Source organism: Pseudonocardia alaniniphila (assembly GCF_022524485.1).
Classification (GTDB): domain Bacteria; phylum Actinomycetota; class Actinomycetes; order Mycobacteriales; family Pseudonocardiaceae; genus Pseudonocardia; species Pseudonocardia alaniniphila.
On record NZ_JAKXMK010000003.1, the window covers coordinates 25,936 to 46,098 of the forward strand.

A 20,163-nucleotide genomic window follows, 5' to 3' on the forward strand; every position below is an offset into this window, starting at 1 on the left:
ACGTTAACTTATTTGATAGCCCACGCCTACCGCGGCAAACCGGGCGAATCGGGCTATATGGGAGAATATCCGCAGTTGGGTGGCGTTCCGCGGAGAGGAATGGCAAGGGCTTTAGCCACACCAGGGGTTAAACTCTTTCAGGCACACTTCTTATAATTTACTGCCGGAGGACTCATGACCGTCGACAGTCGGTCCGAGAAAACCCGGCCGGACCGGGCCGCCGCCACCCGCGATCGCATCCTCGACGCCGCGGAACGACTCTTCGCCGAGCGTGGAGTGCTGGCGGTGTCGAACCGGCAGATCGGCGAAGCGGCGGGTCAGGGGAACAACTCCGTGGTCGGTTACCACTTCGGCGGCCGGTCCGAGCTGGTACTCGCCATCCTGCGGCGACACGCGGTGGCCGTGGAGCGGTTGCGTACGGATCTACTCACCCGCGTCGGCCCCGGATCCGCTCTGCACGACTGGGTCGGGTGCATCGTCCGGCCGCTCCCCGCCCATCTGGCAGAGCTGGGTGACCAGAGCTGGCATGCACGGTTCCTCGCCCAGGCGTCCAACGAGCCCACCTTGCGTGCGGTGATCCGGGCCGACGCCAAGGCGTCACTCAGCCTGAGACAGGCGCGGGAAGGGATGTTCCGGCTGCTCCCCGCCTTGCCGGCCGAGGTCCGCGCCGAGCGCGGCGAGATGAGCCGCCTGGTCGTCGTGCACATGTGTGCCGAATACGAACGGGCGCTGCAGAACGGCGCCGCGTCCCCGAACCGCACCTGGGAGATGGCCGCGGCCCGCCTCGTCGACGCCGTCGTCGGGCTCTGGCTGGCGCCCGTGACGCCTGCCGTGCTCGATCCCGACGCCGCTCACCGGTACCGGCAGCTGAGCGGGTGAAACGCAGCATCCACACCTCGACCACGCCGTCGAGGGGTGGGAGCGTGTCCTGTGGCGCCCGTGGAGGTGCCGGTTCCTTGAGCGACCCGCGGGGAAACCCTCACGCCTTCATGGGATGTGTCAGCCCCGGGCAGCCTGGACTCTGCTCTCGTTCGCCTCATCAAGCTACGAACGGTGATCCCGATGTGCCACCACAGCCTTGACGTGCTCCTCTTCGTCTTCCACGACGCTCGTCGCGCCGCCTCGGTACTGAGGCGAGCCCGCCGACTGCCCGAGATGCGCCACGTCGCGGTTGTCGCCCGCTCCGCGGACGGGGAGATCCGTGTCGAGGATCGAAGAGCGACGGGCGCGCGCCAGGAAGTGCTGACCCGGGTCATCGATGCGCTCAGCCGGCCGCTGCGTGACCTCGTGCCCTTCGGGAGCGACGGCGCCACGGCGGGACCGCCGATGACACTGCCCGACACCGGTCCCGGGCTCGCCGCGTTCGCCCGCCTCATCCAGCCCGGCCAGCCCGTGCTGCTCGTCGCGAGCTGCGCCGGCCTCGACAAGACCATGGACGAGGTCGCCCAGTATCTCGGAGCGGCGCTCTACCGGGTGCCGGCCGGGATGCTTCCCGGCTCCCGGTCCTACCGCATCCCGACGACCCCCTGGATGGCCTGACCACAGGTGACGCCGGCCGCACCGCCGGCGGATCGGAGAGCGAGATGACCGGAACGACGGCAGGGCGCGGCCGCCCCACCTCGTTGACCGGCGCGGACAACGCCCGATCCGAGCGGATCGCCCGGACCTGCGCCCTGGGCGATCCGCTTGCCGACACCGTCGCCGCCGAGCTGCACGACCGTGGGCGAACCGCCCGCCGGTCCCTCGCCGGGTTGCTGGCGGCAGGCGACACGGCCGGGACGCTGACGCATGCGCAGGCCGACCTGTGGCACGACGTGCAGGCCGCAGGGGTCGAGGACCTGCTCGGCCGCGGCGCGCTCGTCCACCACCGCGCCGACCCGGAGTTGGTCCGGATCGTGCACGGGGCCAGCTCCGTCGCCCATGTCGGGGCGGCGTCCGACAGCCCCTGGTCGACGAGCCGGCTGGTCCGCGACGGGCGACTGCGTCCCGTCGCGCACCGGCGTGTGGCAGACACCGTGCACTGGGCGGTGAGCGCGCTCGAACCGGGCAGCCTGCTCACCGGTGGCCCCGGCCATCGGGCCACCCTGCGGCTGCGCCTACGGGCCGCCGTTCTCCGCCACGCCCAGCTGCACGGGCTCGCGGCCCACGCCGACCCGGTGCTGCCCGGGACACCCATCACCCAGGTCGACCTCCTGCGCTGCTGGCTCGCCGCCACCGCACGCGCCCGCGCACTCCTCACCGAGTCGCGTGCCGCGGCAGCGCCCGTCCCTGCCGAGCTGCGCCGGATCTGGCAGCACCTGGGACGCCTGCTCGGGGTACACGCCGAGTTGCTGGACGCGCCGGGCCACCTCCTCGAACTCGCGGCGCCCGGCGGCGTCGACGTCCGGCGGGGCTGCACGCCCGCGCTCACCTCAGCCGTAGCCGTCGCTGTCGTCGACGCGCTCACCGGCGAGCAGCCGCTCGTCCGGTCCCCTCGCGAGCGCATCCTGCGCACCGTCAGGACGGTGCACAGGCGTGCGCAGAAACATCCGGAGGCGTTCGCAGGCTGAGCCACGTCCTCTCCCCGCAGCGCGCTCCACGTCACACAGTGAGCGGGGCGGAGAGAGTCATCTGACCGATGCCCACACTCGTCTCACCGTCAGACGATGTGGTGCAACGGGACGTTTGCGCGCCATCGGTGCCTGCGCATCGGGGTCCCCAGGCGGACATCGCGGCGTCTGCGATGCGCATGTGATCGGAGAAGACCATGGTTGCGAGTCACGGCGAGGTTCCCCTCCGCGGGCGGGCCGCGGAGCTGGCCGACGTCCGTGAGAGCCTCGAGGCGGTGCGCAGCGAAGGCGGTTCGATACTCGTCGTTCGCGGTGCAGCAGGCGCCGGCCGCTCCCGTCTCCTCGCCGAGGCCCGCCGGATGGCGGACGCCATGGGAATCCGGTCCCTGTCCGGGGCGGCCGACCCGCACTCACGGGCGGTGCCGCTCGCCCCGATCATGGAAGCGCTGCTGAACGGTCCGGACCCCGTCCTGGAACCCGATGCGCTGCCGGCGGCCCTTTTCACCAGCGCCGATCATCGTTTTCTGCTCCTGCAGACGATGCGCCAGCAGCTGGAGCAGGCATCCCTGCAGGTGCCGCTGCTCCTGACCTTCGACGACCTGCAATGGGCCGATGCCGCCACCCTGCTGGCGATGCGCAGCCTGCCCCGCCGGCTCGCGCAGCGCCCGTTGGTCTGGATGGTCGCGGTGCGCGACGGGGTGATGACCGATGCCCTGCGCACCACGCTCGACCAGCTCGCAGCCGCCGGAGCGCACACCATCACCTTGAAGCCGCTCGAAACCTCGTCGGTCGAGGCCATCACTCACGACGTTCTGGGGGACGACGTCGACGAGTCGGTGAGACGCCTGGCCGAACGTGCGGCGGACCGGCCGTTGCTGCTCGTCGAACTCCTGCGCGGGGTCGCCGAGCACACGGCCGGTCCGACAGGGGACGGCCACGACTCGCTCGGGGGGCTGCCGGAGCGGTTCCGCGACCTCGTGGCCCGCACGGTGGAGCGGCTGCCCGACCGGGTGCGCCGGACCGTGCAGATCGCGGCGGTGGTCGGGCCGCGCTTCACCGTCCGTCAGCTCGAGGCCCTGCTCGACGAGCCCGCGTCGGCGCTGCTCGAGCCACTGCGTTCGGCCATCGCCGAGGACCTGATCGTCGCGCACGCCGACCACTTCACCTTCCGTCACGATCTCGTGCGCGAGGCGATCGTGGCGAACCTGCCTGCCGACCTGGTCCGCGGGCTACGCCGGCAGGTGGTGGACGCCGACCTGCGGGCAGGACGGCCACTGCCCGAAGCGGCCACCCTCCTCGCCGCCGTGGCGCTGCCCGGCGACGCCGAGGCGGTCTCGCTGCTGCGGGAGGCCGCGCTGATGGTGGCGCCGTCCGACCCCGCGGCCGCGGCCGACCTGAGCGTGCGTGCCCTGGAGCTCACCTCGCCGAGGGCAGCCGACTGGGCCGACCTCGTCACCGAGACCATCCAGCTGCTGCTCGCCGCCGGGCGCGCGGGTCCTGCCGCCGCGCTCGCCGAGCAGTCCCTCGAGGTCCCGCTGGGTCCGGAGGCCGAAGCCCGGGTCCGCCTGGGCGGGGCGCTGGTCGGCCTGCAGTTCGCCTTCGTCGACGCGGTGCGGCACTGCCGCACGGCTCTCGAGCTGCGCAACTTGTCGCCGTCGCTGCGGGCCGACCTCCTCGCCGTGCTCGCCCTCGCAACGGCGCTCGACGGGGACCCGGAGGCTGCGGGTGAGTTCATCGCGCCGGCGATGTCCGCGGCGCGGGCGTGCGACAACACGCGGGCCGAGGCGGTCACCGTGTGCGTCGGATCCATCGTCGATCTCCATCGGGGCGACTGGCGCACGGCACTGGCCGGCGCCGACGCCGCGGTCGACCTGAGCAAGCGGGTGGAGGTTGCACACCGCCTGTGCGACCCGGAGATCTGGCGGGCGATGGCACTGGCCGGCGTGGGCCGGCTCGACGACGCACTGGCCGTCACGGAGACACAGCAGCGTCAGGCCGGTGTGGGGGCCGGCCTGGCGGAGACACGCCTCTGGAGCGCCACCCGCTCACGGCTGCTGCTCGAAGCCGGCCGACCGGCCGAGGCACGCGCCGCCGCCGAGGAGGCGCTCGCCATGGTCGACGAGATCGGCCACGGTGACTTCGCCGCAGTGACCGCGATCTGCGCTCTGGGCCGGGTGGCAGTGCTCACCGGCGACGAGGAGGCACTCGCCACCGCGGAACGCAACGCCCACGTCATGCAGGCGAGCAAGTCGACGTCCGTGCGCAACGCAGGAGCCTGGCTCGCCGCCCTCGTCGCCGCATCCGACGGCGATCCGGGCCGGGCGATCGCGAGCCTGACCGACGGGTCCGCCCGCTACAGCGACGCCGGACCATGGCGCTGCCACCCGCTCGACGTCGCCGAGGTGCCCTGGTTCGTGCGGGTCGCGCTCCAGGCCGGGCAGCACGACTTCGCCGAACGGGCGGCCGCCGCCGCGGAACGCCGGTCCGAGGCGAACCCGGACATGCCACTGTTCTGCGCCATCGACGCGCACGCCCGCGGGTTGCTCCTGCGGGACCACGAGGAGTTGGCCAGGGCGGCCTCGCTGTACGAGGCGGCGGGGCGGCCGCTGGCCCGTGCGGCCGCTCTGGAGGACGCCGGCAACGCAGCGACCCGTCACGACCGCGCGGAGGCCGTCCGGTTGCTCGAGACGGCGATGCGCATCGCGGACGAAGCGGGCGCGCAACGTGACGCGGCACGCGTCCGGTCCGCGTTGCGCGAGCTGGGCGTGTACCGGCGGCGCAGCACGCGGCCCTGCACGGGCCAGGGCTGGCAGGCGCTGACACCGAGCGAGCTGGAGGTCGTGCGGCTCATCGCCCGCGGGGCGACCAACAGGGCCGCCGCCGAGCGGCTCTACGTCTCGCCGCACACGGTGAGCACCCATCTCAAGCACGCGTTCACCAAGCTCGGCGTCACGTCGCGGCTCGAGCTGGCCCGCATCGCGTTGACCCGTGCGCAGTCGAACGTCGTTCCTTGACCTGATGGGCGCCAGGAGGTGCATCCGATGACCGGAGGCCGTGAGGCCGGCAGCTTCCGGCGCAGCAGATGGTGGGCGGGCGCAGGTGCCGCTGCCCTCACGGCGACCGCGCTCCTGGCAACGGCCTGCAGCACCGAGGACGCCACGTCGCCCGCAGCGCTGGCGCAGTCTCCGCCGCACGTGAAGGCGATGCCCCTGCCGGAGGCCGACGGCGCGCTGGTCGGGCCGCAACCCACCACCAACCTGGGCACGGTTCTCGTGGACGGAGAGGGCCGCACGCTCTACGAGTACGCGGGCGACACGGAGAACAAATCGGCCTGCACCGGGAACTGCGCGCAGAGCTGGCGGTTCGTCCCGGCGCCCTCCCCCTTACCCGCGTCCATGCCCGGGGTGATGGGCGCGCTCGGCAGCGCTGCCCGCCCCGAGGGCGGGCAGCAGCTCACGATCGCCGGTCATCCCGTCTACACGTTCGCCGGTGACGTCGCGCCCGGCCAGACCAACGGGCAGGGCAAAGTCGTCGACGGAAACGTGTGGTCGGCCGTGTCCGCCACCGGCACGCCCGTGCAGAGCTCTCCGGCGGCGGCAGGCCCGGTGACCACCTCGCTCGTCGGTATCCCGTACTGACCGACCGACCGGTCCCCCCTCCGGACGGCCGCTCACGGGTGACTCAGCAGTCGGTGAAGAAGCGGTCCATCCCCTCCAGGTCGTCGAGGTAGGTCTCCACCTGCACGATCCTGCCCGCCCGCACGGTGCAGACCGTGGCGATGTGCTCGTCGAGCACACGGTCGCCGCGGCGGGCCGTGGCGTGCAACCCGAGCGCGATGTTGTCGCGGCTCACGAGCACGCGCTCGAGCGTCGAGGTCATCCGGTACGTGCCGATCAGCTGTGCGCGCGCGATGACGTCGTCGATTCCGGCCGCGGTGCCCGAGATGGCGTTGTGGCCCGGCAGGCTCCACGTGGCGTCAGGACTCATGATCTCGCGGAGCAGCGCCCAGTTCTTCGTGCGCAACGCCCAGAAGAACGCCGTGCCGAGATCGACCTGGGGTGACGCGGTCATGGTCATCAGCTGCCTCCAAGGGGGGGTGGCACCTCATCTTCGAACCATGGTCAGGCCTACGCCGCATACACCACATCACGTGTTGATGGGAGGTCACTCGTCGACGCAATGGTGAGCCGGGGCGAAATCGGAGGATCATCCGGTGCGTGTCCCCTGCCGGGGAAGCTCGGTATCCAGTGGTACGGCGGCCGAGCGCACGAGCCCGAGCTGCACGGTCTGGCGGCCCGCGGCGACGTCGAGGATCCAGTCGACCGCGGTGCGCAGCCGGTTGCCCGGCATGCTGAGAAGGTGGTAGCCGCGGGTCACGGCCTTTGCCGGCAGCCCGGAGAGCGGAATGCGCAGCGGGTTGGCCGCCGCCTGCGTGCCACCGAGGTCGACCACGAAACCGAGGTCGTGGTGCTTGTAGCGGCGCATCCGCCCGTGGCCGAGCGACGCGGCCACGTTTCGCCCCGCGAGCTTGCCCTGGCGGGTCGCATGCTGGGCGGTCATCGCCGTCACCTCGCCGCGCCTGGTCAGGTCGGGAACCGCGGCGGCATCACCACAGGCGAAGACGTCGGGGTGACCGGGCACCACCAGCGTCGGGTCCACCACGAGCCGGCCCTTGACGGTGCGCAGGCCGGTTTCCTCGACCAGTGGGTCGGGACGGACCCCGACACACCAGACGAGGGTCCGCGTCGGGACGAACTCGCCGGTGGTGAGGTGCACGCCCTCGCAGGTCGCCTCCCGGACGGAGACGCCCGTCCCCACCTCGACACCCCGATGCCGCAGCACCCGGTCCGCCGCCCGGGACAGGCGTGGGTCCAGCTCGGGGAGCACCTTCGGCGCGAGGTCGAGCAGCAGCCAGCGCACCTTCTGATGGCGCAGGTGTGGGTGGCGCTCGACGATCCTGTCGGTGAACAGGGGGCCCTGCGCCGCCACCTCGGTGCCGGTGTAGCCGGCTCCCACCACGACGAAGGTGCACCGGGCGGTGCGCTCATCGGGGTCGTCGGTGGCGTCGGCGAGCTCGATCTGCCGGATGATGTGGTCGCGCAGGTAGAGCGCTTCGGCCACGTTGCGGAAGCCGTGGGCGTGCTCGGCGACCCCCGGGATCGGCAGCAGCTTGTTCACGCTCCCCGCGGCGAGGATCAGCCGGTCGTAGCCGAGGCCGTGCGCGCCACCCTCGGGATCTGTGTAGTGGACGGTCCGCTCGTCGAGCGACACCGAACGCACCTCGCCCAGAACGAGGCGCACCCCGGGCAGCGTCGCCGGGAGCGACACCGTGATCCGCCGCGGATCGATCACCGCCGCGGCCACCTCGGGCAGCAGCGGCAGGTACAGGAAGTAGTCCATCGGATTCACCAGCACGATCTCCACGCCGGAGTCCGGCGGGAGCGCCTTCGTGAGCGAGCGCGCGGCCTCGTACCCCGCGAAGCCTGCGCCGACGATCACCACGCGCTTAGGCGTCACATGAGGCGTGCGTCCGTCGGACCCGTCCGGCTGTTCCGCGCGCCCCGTCTGCGTTTCGCGCACCTGCGCCTCCTCGTACCGTCCCGCGGCTCGGATGACCCCCTACCGAAGTCTGCCTGCACATCGGGGGCTACCCGTGGTGGAATCGACACACACGACGCACGGGGGATACGACATGTGGCTGGTCAGCGGAATAGACGAGGAGCACCGGTTTCCGCAGTGGACCGATGCCGTCGAGTTCTACCGGCAGATCGTCGGCGACTGGGTGGCCGCCCACGGTGATCCGGACGCCGCAGCGGCCCGCGCCCTGACCACCTCCATCGCCGACCTGCCCATGGGTCAGCCCCACCAGGTGGGCTTCCCGGCGAATGGTGGCGACGCGGTCCATTTCGAGCTGACCTGGGAAGTTCCGTCCGTTGGGATGGATCACTTCACGGCGTGCTGAATGCGATGTCACCCACCGAAAGGTGGGCTTGCGGCTTGTGCCGCTGATCACGCTAGTCTCTTCGGCGCAAGCATCGGACGGGACTCGGCCGCTGGTGACCGGCCCCGCGAAGGAGGATCCGTGTCGGGTGGTCACTCCGGGTCCGGGCCGGACGGCCAGGGCGCGCGTAGCGGTGCGCGCCGCGACCTGAACTTCCGGAGGCCGTCGATCGCCCGCGTCTACGACTACGTGCTCGGCGGGCGCGACCACTTCGAGATCGACCGCAAGGCCGCCCACAGCTTCCTCAACGTGGTGCCGGAGGCGGGGCAGCTCGCCAAGGACAACCGCCACTTCATGCGCCGCAGCGTGCGCTTCATGGTTGCCGAGGCCGGCATCCGGCAGATCATCGACATCGGCTCCGGGCTGCCGACCGCAGGCAATGTGCACCAGGTGGCGCACGAGATCGACCCCTCGGTGCGCGTGGTCTACGTCGACAACGACCCGATGGTGCTGGCGCACGCCAGGGCGATGCTCGACGACAGCACCACCACGGTGATCACTTCCGACCTCCGCACGCCCGAGGCGATCTTCGACGACCCGGAGACCCACAAGCTCATCGACACGAGCCAGCCGTTCGGCGTGCTCATCGCGGGCATCCTGCACCACCTCTCCGACGAGGACGACCCCGCCGGCATCGCAACCGAGATCAGGGAGCGGCTCAGCCCGGGCAGCTACCTGGCGATATGCAACTTCCTCGGCGAGGAGCCACGAGCCAGAGACCTGGAGCGCGGGTTCCTGGACGGTCTCGGATCCGGGCGCTTCCGCACGTGGGAGGAGAACCGCGGCTACTTCGACGGGCTCGAGTTGGTGCCACCGGGCCTGGTGTACGCCAACAAATGGCGGCCGGACGAGGACACAGCCAAGGACCATCCGGTGGAGACCCTCTACGTCGGCGGGGTCGGCCGCAAACCCTGACGCGCGGTGCGGCGCTCCTCCACCCGGCCGAGCAGAGGTTCGACCACCCTGTTCAGCAACGAGCTGAACACGAGCAGCAGCAGCGCGAAGTAGGACGCCCCCGGGACCAGGGCCGTCAGCACGAACGCCACCACGAGGATCGCGGTGGTGGTCACCGCACCTGATGCGCCGACCGGCCCATGGATCATGAACGCCAGCACGGTCAGGCAGACGCTGCTCGCGAGGATCGTCCCGACGTAGAAGACGGCCGTGAACCACTCGTCGCCGTATCCGCCGATCATCTCGGTCGGGAAGGGCAGCACGACGATCGTGAGCAGCCACGCCATGCTCCAGAACAGCAGCGGCGTGGAGTCGGCCACCACCTTCTCGAACATGCGCCGGTGCACGATCCAGAGGCGCGCGATGACCGCGAAGCTGAGCAGGAAGCTGTAGATCTGCGGCTGGTGCTCGGTGATCACCTCGACCGGAGGCACCCGCGCAGCGACCGACTCTCCGACGGCATCGACCAGTGGCAGCACCAGCAGCGTGATCGCGATCGCGACCACCGCATCGGTGAAGGTGACAAGTCGGTCCAACGGTTTCAGCGCGCTCACGCGGACAAACGTAAAGCACCAGCCGTCACTCTCAGCTCACCTTCAGCTTCCTGGGCGCTTCTCAGCGTCACCACAGGGGCGCCTCCCTAGCGTTCGTTCCATGCCCACCGCACTTGTGACAGGCGCCAGCCGGGGTCTCGGAGCCGTCTTCGCCGACCGGCTCGCCCGACGCGGCATCGACCTCGTCCTCGTCGCCCGCGACCGCGACGGGCTGGAGCGCACCGCGGCGACGGTCCGCGGACACGGCGCGGTGGCCGAGGTCCTCGTCGCGGACCTCGCCGACCCCGACGCCAGAGCCTCGGTCGAGCTCCGGCTCTCCGATGCGGACCGGCCCGTCGACATGCTGGTGAACAACGCCGGCTTCGAGGTCAGCGACGAGTTCGTGAACAGCGAGCTCCGCGACCTGCAGACCCAGATCGACACGAACATCACTGCGGTCATGTCGCTGACCCATTCCGCGCTCCCGGGCATGATCGCGCGCGGCAGCGGATCGGTGATCAACGTCGCGAGCTTCGCCGGCTACCTCCCCTCGCCGGGCAGCTCCTACGCCTCGACCAAGGCGTGGGTGCTCGCGTTCACCGACACGATGGCAGCGTCACTCGCGGGCAGCGGTGTCGGCATGATCGCCCTGTGCCCGGGGCGGATGCTCACCGGCAAGCACAAGGCCCCGGACTCGCCCTCGCCGCTGTGGCTGGAGCCCGCCGCGGTGGTGGAGCAGTGCCTGCGCGACCTCGAGCGGGGCCGAACGCTCTGCACGCCCGGCTGGATCTACCGCACCGTGGTCGGCACGCTGGAGATGCCGCGCCGCTCGCTGCGTGCTGCCGCGAAGCTCGCAGGCCGCGGGCGCACGCAGGGACGCCGCCCGAAGGCCGGCACACAGCACGACACCCAGTCGCTCACCCGGTCACCCTCGCTCAACGGCGCCGCCTGACTGCGCGTCAGGCTCCGGCGGCCGGCTGGTCGTCGCGCCACATCCCGAGCGCCTGCAAGGCCGGCCGGTTGCTGTAGGAGAAGACGAACGTGTCCTCCGCGGTCGGGTTGACCAGCCGGTAGGGCTGCCAGCCGGGCAGCGCGAGCACGTCCTTGGGGCCGAAGTCGAAGCGCTCCTCGCCGATCTCGACATACCCATGGCCCTGCACGACGTGCAGGACGGCGCTCGCGGTGGTGCGGCGGGGCTGCCCGTGGAAATGCGGGCGCAACCGGCTGATCCGGCAGTCCATGGTCGGCAGTACCGAGCCTCCGGTCCACGGGTTCGTGTACTCCAGCACGATCCCTTCCGACTCGCTGCCCTCGGCGTCGTCGGCGATGGCCGCGAAGGCCCGCTCGGTCTCGCGCCACGGGTAGTTGCCCACCGGCGAGGACAACCGCTCGGGCTGCTCCCAGGCCGGGTTGAGCCTGCCGTGGATGAACCGGCGGCTCGACAGGTCGTCAGGCACGAGCGACTTCTGCACACGGTCCCCGAACAGCTCGAAGAATCCTGCTTCGAAAGCGTTCGTGAGCGGGAAGTCGAGACCATCCAGCCACATCATCGGGTCGTTTCCCTCGTGCCGGTGGTCGTGCCAGTGCCAGCCGGGGGTCAGCAACAGATCACCCGGATTCATGTGCAGTCGTTCACCGTCGACCGTGGTGTATGCCGAGGCACCCTCGATGATGAAGCGGAAAGCGTTGGCAGTGTGCCGGTGCGCCTGCGCCGTCTCGCCGGGAAGGATGATCTGAATCCCGGCGAACAGGCTGTTCACAGTGGCGGGCGGATCCTGCATGCCGGGATTGACCAGCATCAGCACCCGTCGCTCTGCCTCGTCGAGCGAGAGCGTGCGGGTGAAGTGCAACATCAACGGGCGCAGGGCGGCATAGTCCCACCGATGCGGCACGGCGACGCTGCGCGGTTCGGGCGAGAAGAGCGACCCGTAGTGCCTCCACAACGGTGCGGCCGCAAGTTCGTCGAGCGTCCGATATGCGGCTTCCGATGATTCGACGGTCAACTTCAGCTCCTTTACCGATAAGTGTTGCTCAGTACACTGAGCATCTATTCGAACTCTAGGTCGGGGCATAGCGCGGCGCAAGGACCGGCCGATCCACCGCACGGCCTCTAGACTCGCGGTATGTCCTCACGGGCCGACCACCAGCCCCCTGATGTGGACGAGGACGCGTTCGAGCTACGGACCGCCCCCGGCCACCTCCTACGCAGGCTGCAGCAGGTGCATCGGGAGATCTGGGCGCGGGAAGCGCCCCCAGAGCTCACCTCGGTGCAGTTCGCCGTGCTGAACATCCTCGCCGACAAACCCGGAATCGATCAGCGGATGCTCGGCGAACTCGGCGGAATGGACCGTTCGACCACCGCGGAGATCGTGCGGAGGCTCACAGCGAGGCGGTTGCTCGCCCGCTTCCCGGACGCTGCCGACGCCCGCCGCAACCTGCTGCGCCTGACCCCCGCAGGCCGCGAAGCGCGACGCGCTGCGCTTCCCTCTGCCGCCCGGGTGAGCGAGCAACTGACCCACGCCCTCGACAGCCAGGAACGCAAGGAGCTCGTCCGACTGCTCAACCTCGTGGTCGACAGCCACGACGAACCGTTCGACCGATGCCCACCCTCCGCGAGTCGCCCGAGATAAGCCCGCCGGTCGGGGCGCGGGGCGATCAGTCGGTGGTGGGCGTTCTGTCGTCGAATTGCTTCGTCATCCGGGCGACCTCGTGCTCGAGTTCGGTGATCCGTGCCCGGGCCGTGTCGAGATCGTCCTGTAATTCGACGACCCGGACGGCGGCATCGAGGGTGAACCCCTCATCGAACAGGGCCCGCATCCGCGCGGCCAGCACCAGCTGGCGGCGTGAATAGCGCCGGTGTCCGCCACTCGACCGTTGCGGCTTCAGCACGCCGGCCGCGTCCAGGCTGCGCAGGAAGGCCGGCTGGACCTCGAGCAGTTCGGCGGCCTGACCCATCGCGACAGCGGGATAGTCCTCGTCGTCGAGGCGGCCCACCCCCATGGCTTCCCTCCGCAGATGTGAAGTCAGTGGTGCAGATCCTATCAATCCGTCGCCACAAATTGCAGCGTCGGCGCTGGTCGGCGCCGTTGCGGCGCTGCTCGTCGCCGACTTAGGATCGATTCCTCGGTTGAGCGCACAGCCGGCCATTTCCTGTACGGCCGGCTGTCGCACAGGAAGACCTCCGCGGAGGGAGCACCCGTGACCGAGCTGGGCAACAGGCCCCCGACCACCCGGTGCGCCTGCGCGCCACCTCTGCACGTCGATCTCGTGTCCACGGGCACCGACACCGGGCTGCGAGTCGATGTCCGGCTCGACGGTGAGCTCGACCTCGCCACTGTCGATCTTGTGACCGATGCGCTCGCCTGTCTGCGCGACGAGCGGCCCGAGCTGGTCGTGATCGATCTCTCCGCTCTGCGTTTCGTCGACGCGCACGGGCTGCGCGTGGTCGACAGCATCCACCGCGAGCTGTGCGGCGCCGGGGGCCGCCTCGTCCTCGCCATGCCGAGCCCGCGCGTCGCCCGGGTCCTCGCCGTCGCCGAGCTCGACCCACAGATCTCCGTGTGGAGCCGCGGCGGGTGAGACCCCGCGTGGCGCAGCGATCGACGTCCCGGACATCCCGCGTGTGTAAACGGCGCCGCGATCGGCAAAACCTGGTCGGTGACGGTTTACGCAGGAGACGACGGTGCGCGCTCCGGCCGGACGGTCCGGTGGGCGGGGGCTGCCGCACCCGTTGTCGACACGCTCACGATGCACATGCTCGCCGAGCCGACCACGCCGTCGGTCGTGCGCGCCCGATTTCGCAAGTGGCTGGAGGGTCACGGCTGGCCCGCCGACGCCGTCGATGACGTCATCCTCTCCGTGCACGAGGCCGTGGCGAACGTGATCGACCACGCCTACCCGGCCGGATACACGGGCGACGTGGCCGTGACCGCGACCCTCCTTGCCGAGGCGGGCCGCCGGCGGGTCCGCATCGTCGTCCGGGACCGGGGCCGATGGCGCTCGCCGCCGACCGACCCGGGCTATCGCGGGCGCGGCCTCCAGATGGTGCGCAGCTGCATGGAGGACGTCGAGATCCTCCCGGGCGTGCACAGCCGGGACGGCACGGAGATCACGATGCTCAGTGCACCGGTCACACCGGCTGCGGGAGTCGGACGCAGCTCCCCAGCGCCCAGGAGCACCACCTGCCGTCCGCGGTCCATCGTCGCCACGCCCGGCGGCAAGGCGCGGTCGTGGGCGATCACCTGGCGCTGCCCACCCGTTCCCCCTGCACCCTGACGAGCTCGACCGTCACGGCGTCGATGCCAGCAGCACGTCGACCTCCGCACGGCCGGGGGCGGTCGCCGGCCCGCGGCGGGTGACCGCGAGCGCGGCGGCCGCGTTGGCGCGCACCGCGGCGGTGTGCAGGTCCGCACCGCGCAGCAGTTCGGCGGCGAACACCCCGCAGTGCGCGTCGCCTGCTCCCGTGGTGTCGACGGCCACGACGGGAAATCCGGGGATGTGTTCGGTGTGGCCGTCGCGAGTGAGCAGGCACCCGGCCGCTCCGTCGCGCACGACGACCACTCCTGGCTCGGCGAGCCGGCGCTTGAGCACCCGAGCGGCGGTGCGCAGGTCGTCGGCACCCGAGAGGGTGCGCGCCTCGGGGGCGCTGGCGCTGAGCATCGTGGTGCGCGCGAGCAGCCTGTCCCAGACCGGGCCGTCGACCTGGCCCGCGAGTGGCCCCGGGTCGACCAGCACGCCCGCGCCGTCGACCACATCGAGCCGATCCAGCACAGCACGGCCCTTCGCCTCCACGAGCAAGCTGTACCCACTCACGTAGACGAGATCCGCGCTGGTCACGGGCACAGCGGCGAGCGCTGCGGGATCGACCTCCGTCTCGATTCCGCTGCCGGTGACGAACGTCCGCTCGCCGGAGTCGTCGACGAGCACGACGCAGACGCCGGTGTCGCCATCGGCCGACGCCGGCAGCGCGGCGACGATGCCTTCGGCGGCCAGCGCGGCACGGACCATGTCGCCGAACCGGCCTGCGCCGTGCCCGCCGACGTAGACGACGGGTGCGCCCGCGCGAGCCGCGGCGGCCATCACGTTGAACCCGCCGCCGGGAAGCAGGTCCACGGCGGAAGCGACCACGTCACCACCGACGGGCGGCAACCCCGGCACCCGCATCACCAGGTCCAGCACGACCTGGCCGGTGTGCAGGAGCCGGCCGGGGCCGCCCCGATCAGGACCGTCGGCCACCGTCGCCCCCCGCACGGCGACGCAGCTCCAGCAGGCCGTCGGCCACAGGCGCCAGGTCGAGGCTGTTCACCCGGCAGACCGTGGCGACCAGGTCGGCGGGCAGACCGGCCACGCCGTGGTGCGCGCCCAGCACGGCGCCGCAGATCGCGGCGACCGTGTCGGTGTCACCGCCGAGTTCCGCCGCGAGCGTGAGTGCGTCGAGCGGTTCCGTTCCCAGGGCTTCCACCAGCGCGAACGCCGCAACCACCGACTCCTGCGCCGCGACCGAGGTGCCCACCACGTCGGCGACGGCGCCGGCGAGCGCCGCCCGGCCCATCCCTCGCACCCAGCCGCGCACCCAGCTGATCCGGGCGCCGACATCGCCGCCCGCCCTCCAGTGGCCCCGCCGCGCGCCGGCGGCAGCGGCCCCCTCGGCCGCGTCCAGGGCGTCGGCGAGACCTGCTCCCGCGACGCCGGCCGAGACCGCTGCTGCCACGGCGGCGGCAGCAGCGATCGCAATGCCCGTGTTGTGGGTGACCCTGCTGGCTGCCACCACCGCGTCCACCAGGGCAGCCGGGTCGGTGACCGGCACGGCGATCCCGACGGGCGTGATCCGCATCGCGGCGCCGTTGGTGGTGCCGTCGCGGCCGGTCTCGTCGGGCGACTCGCCGTCGTGGAGACGCTGGATCGCCCGTTTCGTCGACGGGCCGAGCAGATCGGCGGAGCCGCGCCGCACCATGTCGGCCTCCCACCGGCTGAGTGCGCAGGCGAACGCGACCGCGTCGATCTCGCCCGCGCCGTCGATGAGCAGGTGGGCGAGCAGCAAGGCCTGCTCGGTGTCGTCGGTGACCGTCCCGGCGGGCAGGCCAGGCGCGATCGGCTGGTCCGGGCCGGCGGCGCGGAGGCCGGTGATCAGCCCGTAGCGCTCGGCGATCCGCTCACGGGACATCGACTGCGTCGGCATCCCCAGCGCGTCACCGAGTGCCAGGCCGGCCAGAGCGCCGATCGCGCGGTCCCGGATCCCGTTCATGACCACCCGACGCTACTGCCCGCGCTCAGAGCTCCGGCAACCGCTGGGGCCGTCCGATCAACGGGGCCAACGGGTCGCCCTCACGCCGCATCCGGTCGATCACGGTCCGGATCGTCCAGCGGTCGGGTCGCAGGCCGGGGTCGTCCAGCTCGTCCCACCGAATGGGCACCGAGACCGGAGCCGCGGGGGCGGGTCGCGCGCTGAACGGCGCGATCAGCGTCTTGTTGATGGCGTTCTGCGTGTAGTCGAGCCGCGCGAGGCCGTCCCGCCGGTCCTTGTGCCACTCCCAGCTCACGAGGTCGGGCACGGTCCGCCCGACAGCCCGCGACAGCTTCTCCACCCATCCCCTGGTGTCCGCGAAGGTGTAGCCGAGCCCGACGGGCACCCAGATCTGGATCCCCCGCTTGCCGGTGACCTTCGGGGCGGCCGTGACCCCGAGATGCTCGAGCGCGGCGCGGTAAAGGCGGGCGAGCACGACCACGTCCGCGAAGTCCGTGCGGTCGCCGGGGTCGATGTCGATCATCGCCCAGGTGGGTTCGTGCACGTCGGGCAGCCGGGACGTCCAGGGGTTCAGCTCCACCGCCGCGAAGTTCGCCATCCAGACGAGCGACGCCGGCTTGTCGACCACGGCGTAGCACTCCGTCTCGCCCCGATCCGCCTCCGTGTTGCGCCATCGGGTCAGCCACTCCGGCGCGTGGGCCGGCACCTCCTTGTGCCAGAAGCCCGGCTTCTCGACCCCTTCGGGGTAGCGGTGCAGGTTCACGGGCCGGTCGCAGAGGTACGGGAGCATGTACGGCGCGATCAGCGCGTGGTAGCGGATGACGTCGCGCTTCGTCACCGGGCTCTCCCCCTTGTCGGCGGGGAACAGCACCTTGTCCAGGTTGGTGAGCCGGACCTCGACGCCCTGCACCTGCCACCGGCCCTGTCGCCCGAGCGCGTCGAGTGCGGCGAGCTCGTCCTCCGTGGGTGGGTCCCATGACGGGGGCACCCGGCGCTCCAGTGGGACGGCGGCCTCGGCCGGGGGCAGGTCGCTGCGCCAGAGCGTGTCGGGGGCGGCCGCCACCTCGTCGTTCGTGCGGCCGCTCTTCACCGACAGCGGGTGCTGTTCGGGATCCCACCCCGGCCGCGCGTGGTCGTCGTTCTTGTGGACGAGGATCCACTGTTCCTTGCCGGGTCGACCGGGCCCGCCGCGGCGGACCAGCGCGAAGCGTCCGGCCAGCTTCTCACCGTGCAGATCGAAGTGCAGCTCACCGTCCGCGACGGCCCGCAGGGGGTCGTCGGTGCCGGACGGTTCCCACGTCCCCCGGTCCCACACGATGACGTCGCCCCCGCCGTACTCGCCGCGCGGGATGACACCCTCGAAGTCGACGTAGTCGACCGGGTGGTCCTCGACGTGCACGGCCATCTGCCGGGCCTTCGGGTCGAGCGTCGGGCCCCTGGGCACCGCCCAGCTCGCCAGCACGCCGGCAACCTCGAGGCGCAGGTCGTAGTGCAGGCGGCGGGCTCGGTGCCGCTGCACCACGAACCTCCGCGAACCGATCGCGGGCTCCGATCCGGCGGGCTCCGGCGTGGCCGTGAAGTCACGCTTGGCCCGGTAGGTCGCGAGCCGCTCCTGCTGGTCGGACATGCGGCGGGGGTACCACCGCGGCCGGTTCGCGACTCGCCGTGCAGCGGGTCACTCGCAGGCGGTGCCGTCGTCGTCGCTGTCCAGGTCGTAGATGTCGGTGCCGGTCACACGCACGGGACCGCTCGCGTACGCCGGGCCGTTGCCGGAGCCTCCTTCGCAGTCGACGTCGCTGGCGATCGGCACGCACCCGCTGTAGTTCGGATCGCAGTCGTTCCTCGCCGGTGCGGGCTGCGGCTTCGCCACCGGCTTGGGTTCGGGCTTCGGCTCGGGCTTGGGTTCGGGCTTCGCTGGGGCTTGGACCAGTGGCCGGGGCTGTTGCTGGACCGCGGGCTGCGGAACCGACACCTGCTGCCGGACGACGGGCGCCGCCGCCACCGTGGTGGGGGTCGTGCTGGTCGGCGGTGCCGTGGTGGTGGGCGTGGCGACCGGCGCGGTGGTGCTGGTCTGCGCCGCGGCCAGGGGCTGCGCGGGAGGAGCGGCGGCCCCGCCGCAACCGGTGGCCATGAACAGGGTGGCGGCAGCGGCAGCGATCAAGTAGAGCCTGGCGCGACGGAACCGTCGTGTCTTCTCGCGGTCCGGACGGGACAGGGGCGGCGGGACGGCCATGTGATCTCCAGTGTGGCGTTGGGCACTGGGAGATCGTGAGCTTTCAACCATCGTTACCGGTTTCGGCGTGTCGTCCCCTGTCGTGACGCCGCCGATGCGTGGCGCACCAGGTCAGGCCGCCGCCTCGCAGTGGTTCTTGAGGCTGACGCCGAGCGTCTCGCCCCACGCGCAGTTGCAGAACGCGTACCACCGGGCGTCGCTCGACCAGCCCTCCTGACGGAACTCCAGCACCGTGAACTCCTCACCCCTCACGAGCGGCTCGAGAAGCGAGCCGACCCGGTCCCTCCGCACGGTGCGCAGGGCGAAGGTGAAGCGGTGGCCGAGCCAGTCGGATGCCGGGTTCGTGGGGTCCTGGAAGTCGGAGAGGCAGCGCCACTCCACCCACTCGCCCGGCACGAGGTCGACGATCCGCATGCGCAGCAGGTCGCCGAGACCGTGGTCGAACTCGACGACCGACCCGATCTCCGGCGCAGCCGTCAGCACCGTCCCCCACCAGGCGTCGAGGCCGTCCTTGCTGGTGATCGCCTCGAAGACCGCCTTGCGGTCCGCGTTGATCCACACCTCGTGATGGATGGTGCCCACAGTTCCTCCTCCGGCCCGGCTCATTGGTAGGTGTAAGCTTACGTAGGCGATCACCAACTCTTCAAGGCCTGCGCCCGCATGTCACCCGGCCAGGAACCGGGCGAGCACTGGGGCGAGGACCTCAGGGAGCAGCAGGGTAGGTCTCGACGTCACCTCCAACCGGTATCGTCGCGATTCTCGAATCCCTTCTTTCCCCGTGGCAGAACCGGAGCGCACCCATGACGGTGTCCCGCGCTGCGGGCACCGGTCCGGTGCTGGCCCGCGCGTTGCGGATCCTCGGCGCGTTCTCGGCCGACCACCCGGCCATGACGCTCAGCGAGCTGGCGCGCCGTACCCGCCTCCCGGTCTCGACGGTGCACCGCCTGCTCGCCGGCCTCGTGGAGTGGGGCGCCCTGGAACGCGGCGACGACGGGTACTACCGCGTCGGGCTGCGCCTGTGGGAGGTGGGCGCCCTCGCCCCGCGAGGCCAAGGCCTGCGCGAGCGGGCGCTCCCGTTCCTCGAGGACCTCTCCCAGATCACGCGGGAGAACGTGCAGCTCGCGGTGCGCGAGGGCAGCGAACTCGTGTTCGTCGAGCGGATCGCCGGCACGGGGGCGGTGCCGGTGCTCACCCGCGTCGGTTCCCGGTTCGCGCTCACCCTCACCGGCGTCGGGCTGGTGCTGCTCGCCCACGCCCCCGTCGAGCTGCAGGAGGAGGTGCTGGCTGCGCCGATCGACCGCTTCACCCCGTGCACCGTCACCGACCCCGCCACGTTGCGGCATATGCTCGCCGACGTCCGCAGGTCCGGCTTCGCGGTGAGCGACCGGCAGGTCACGATGGACGCGCTGTCGGTGGCCGTTCCCGTGCAGGACGGCCGTGGCACCGTCGTCGCGGCGGTGTCGCTCGTCGTCCGGCACGGAAGCGTTCAGCCGCACTCACTGGTGCCGCTGCTCCGCACCAGCGCGAGAGCCATCTCCCGATCCCTGGCACAGTCCTTCTGACCGCGGGCCCGCCGCGACATGGACACATGTCGCTCTTCCGGGAGCGCTCATTCCGCCTCAGGTGACCATGTCGCGCACATCGCCACC

At 71.3% G+C, this 20,163-nt stretch carries 22 protein-coding genes; 12 read left to right on the forward strand and 10 right to left on the reverse strand.

The window, feature by feature from the left end:
- Positions 1-174 precede the first annotated feature (174 nt).
- The 5 genes from MMF94_RS02975 (at position 175) to MMF94_RS02995 (ending at position 6,187) form a co-directional block, all read left to right on the forward strand.
- A complete protein-coding gene (locus tag MMF94_RS02975; protein WP_241034673.1) occupies positions 175-879 on the forward strand; it encodes a TetR/AcrR family transcriptional regulator in 705 nt (234 codons plus the stop codon).
- Between the two features lie 174 nt (positions 880-1,053).
- Positions 1,054-1,539 carry a hypothetical protein gene (locus MMF94_RS02980; RefSeq protein ID WP_241034674.1) on the forward strand — a complete coding sequence of 162 codons (486 nt, stop codon included), beginning with the start codon at positions 1,054-1,056 and terminating at the stop codon, positions 1,537-1,539.
- A 44-nt stretch (positions 1,540-1,583) separates the two neighbouring features.
- On the forward strand, positions 1,584-2,549 hold the full coding sequence (locus MMF94_RS02985) for a hypothetical protein (RefSeq protein ID WP_241034675.1): 966 nt from the start codon (positions 1,584-1,586) through the stop codon (positions 2,547-2,549).
- 197 nt (positions 2,550-2,746) lie between these two features.
- A complete protein-coding gene (locus MMF94_RS02990; protein ID WP_241034676.1) occupies positions 2,747-5,563 on the forward strand; it encodes an ATP-binding protein in 2,817 nt (938 codons plus the stop codon).
- Positions 5,564-5,590: 27 nt separating this feature from the next.
- A complete protein-coding gene (locus MMF94_RS02995; protein ID WP_241034677.1) occupies positions 5,591-6,187 on the forward strand; it encodes a COG4315 family predicted lipoprotein in 597 nt (198 codons plus the stop codon).
- Between the two features lie 43 nt (positions 6,188-6,230).
- Here the strand turns inward: MMF94_RS02995 and MMF94_RS03000 are convergent, their stop codons facing one another.
- On the reverse strand, positions 6,231-6,626 hold the full coding sequence (locus MMF94_RS03000; protein ID WP_241034678.1) for a nuclear transport factor 2 family protein: 396 nt from the start codon (positions 6,624-6,626) through the stop codon (positions 6,231-6,233).
- Between the two features lie 129 nt (positions 6,627-6,755).
- A complete protein-coding gene (locus tag MMF94_RS03005; RefSeq protein ID WP_241035028.1) occupies positions 6,756-8,066 on the reverse strand; it encodes an NAD(P)/FAD-dependent oxidoreductase in 1,311 nt (436 codons plus the stop codon).
- A gap of 175 nt (positions 8,067-8,241) precedes the next feature.
- On the opposite strand from MMF94_RS03005, the gene MMF94_RS03010 reads away from it, so the two are divergent.
- Together MMF94_RS03010 and MMF94_RS03015 are read left to right on the forward strand one after the other, a co-directional pair.
- A complete protein-coding gene (locus tag MMF94_RS03010) occupies positions 8,242-8,511 on the forward strand; it encodes a hypothetical protein (RefSeq protein ID WP_241034679.1) in 270 nt (89 codons plus the stop codon).
- A 120-nt stretch (positions 8,512-8,631) separates the two neighbouring features.
- A complete protein-coding gene (locus tag MMF94_RS03015) occupies positions 8,632-9,465 on the forward strand; it encodes an SAM-dependent methyltransferase (protein WP_241034680.1) in 834 nt (277 codons plus the stop codon).
- On the opposite strand, the gene MMF94_RS03020 is transcribed toward MMF94_RS03015, so the two are convergent.
- The gene (locus MMF94_RS03020) at positions 9,435-10,058 is read right to left on the reverse strand and encodes a TMEM175 family protein (RefSeq protein WP_241034681.1); all 624 of its coding nucleotides are present in this window, start codon (positions 10,056-10,058) and stop codon (positions 9,435-9,437) included. The genes MMF94_RS03015 and MMF94_RS03020 overlap by 31 nt on opposite strands.
- A gap of 100 nt (positions 10,059-10,158) precedes the next feature.
- Between MMF94_RS03020 and MMF94_RS03025 the strand changes: the two genes are divergently transcribed.
- A complete protein-coding gene (locus MMF94_RS03025) occupies positions 10,159-10,989 on the forward strand; it encodes an SDR family NAD(P)-dependent oxidoreductase (protein WP_241034682.1) in 831 nt (276 codons plus the stop codon).
- A 7-nt stretch (positions 10,990-10,996) separates the two neighbouring features.
- Here MMF94_RS03025 and MMF94_RS03030 read toward each other — a convergent pair whose 3' ends face one another.
- A complete protein-coding gene (locus MMF94_RS03030) occupies positions 10,997-12,040 on the reverse strand; it encodes a cupin domain-containing protein (protein ID WP_241034683.1) in 1,044 nt (347 codons plus the stop codon).
- 120 nt (positions 12,041-12,160) lie between these two features.
- On the opposite strand from MMF94_RS03030, the gene MMF94_RS03035 reads away from it, so the two are divergent.
- The gene (locus MMF94_RS03035) at positions 12,161-12,667 is read left to right on the forward strand and encodes a MarR family winged helix-turn-helix transcriptional regulator (RefSeq protein ID WP_241034684.1); all 507 of its coding nucleotides are present in this window, start codon (positions 12,161-12,163) and stop codon (positions 12,665-12,667) included.
- A 25-nt stretch (positions 12,668-12,692) separates the two neighbouring features.
- On the opposite strand, the gene MMF94_RS03040 is transcribed toward MMF94_RS03035, so the two are convergent.
- Positions 12,693-13,037, reverse strand: coding sequence for a helix-turn-helix domain-containing protein (locus tag MMF94_RS03040; RefSeq protein WP_241035029.1), 345 nt, complete (start codon positions 13,035-13,037; stop codon positions 12,693-12,695).
- A 198-nt stretch (positions 13,038-13,235) separates the two neighbouring features.
- Here MMF94_RS03040 and MMF94_RS03045 point away from each other — a divergent pair, with 198 nt between their 5' ends.
- Positions 13,236-13,616 carry an STAS domain-containing protein gene (locus MMF94_RS03045; RefSeq protein ID WP_241034685.1) on the forward strand — a complete coding sequence of 127 codons (381 nt, stop codon included), beginning with the start codon at positions 13,236-13,238 and terminating at the stop codon, positions 13,614-13,616.
- A 78-nt stretch (positions 13,617-13,694) separates the two neighbouring features.
- Complete coding sequence (locus MMF94_RS03050) at positions 13,695-14,312, forward strand: ATP-binding protein (RefSeq protein WP_241034686.1); 618 nt, start codon at positions 13,695-13,697, stop codon at positions 14,310-14,312.
- Between the two features lie 12 nt (positions 14,313-14,324).
- Here MMF94_RS03050 and MMF94_RS03055 read toward each other — a convergent pair whose 3' ends face one another.
- The 5 genes from MMF94_RS03055 to MMF94_RS03075 form a co-directional block, all read right to left on the reverse strand.
- The gene (locus tag MMF94_RS03055) at positions 14,325-15,272 is read right to left on the reverse strand and encodes a PfkB family carbohydrate kinase (RefSeq protein WP_277398636.1); all 948 of its coding nucleotides are present in this window, start codon (positions 15,270-15,272) and stop codon (positions 14,325-14,327) included.
- Positions 15,256-16,281, reverse strand: coding sequence for an ADP-ribosylglycohydrolase family protein (locus MMF94_RS03060; RefSeq protein ID WP_241034687.1), 1,026 nt, complete (start codon positions 16,279-16,281; stop codon positions 15,256-15,258). The genes MMF94_RS03055 and MMF94_RS03060 overlap by 17 nt, the downstream gene beginning before the upstream one ends.
- A 25-nt stretch (positions 16,282-16,306) precedes the next feature.
- Positions 16,307-17,908, reverse strand: coding sequence for a non-homologous end-joining DNA ligase LigD (locus tag MMF94_RS03065; protein WP_241034688.1), 1,602 nt, complete (start codon positions 17,906-17,908; stop codon positions 16,307-16,309).
- 48 nt (positions 17,909-17,956) lie between these two features.
- The gene (locus tag MMF94_RS03070) at positions 17,957-18,514 is read right to left on the reverse strand and encodes a hypothetical protein (RefSeq protein ID WP_241034689.1); all 558 of its coding nucleotides are present in this window, start codon (positions 18,512-18,514) and stop codon (positions 17,957-17,959) included.
- A gap of 111 nt (positions 18,515-18,625) precedes the next feature.
- The gene (locus MMF94_RS03075; RefSeq protein WP_241034690.1) at positions 18,626-19,096 is read right to left on the reverse strand and encodes an SRPBCC family protein; all 471 of its coding nucleotides are present in this window, start codon (positions 19,094-19,096) and stop codon (positions 18,626-18,628) included.
- A 218-nt stretch (positions 19,097-19,314) separates the two neighbouring features.
- Here MMF94_RS03075 and MMF94_RS03080 point away from each other — a divergent pair, with 218 nt between their 5' ends.
- Positions 19,315-20,076 (forward strand): IclR family transcriptional regulator, encoded by a 762-nt coding sequence (locus tag MMF94_RS03080; RefSeq protein WP_241034691.1) that lies wholly within the window; start codon positions 19,315-19,317, stop codon positions 20,074-20,076.
- The last annotated feature ends 87 nt before the right edge of the window (positions 20,077-20,163 follow it).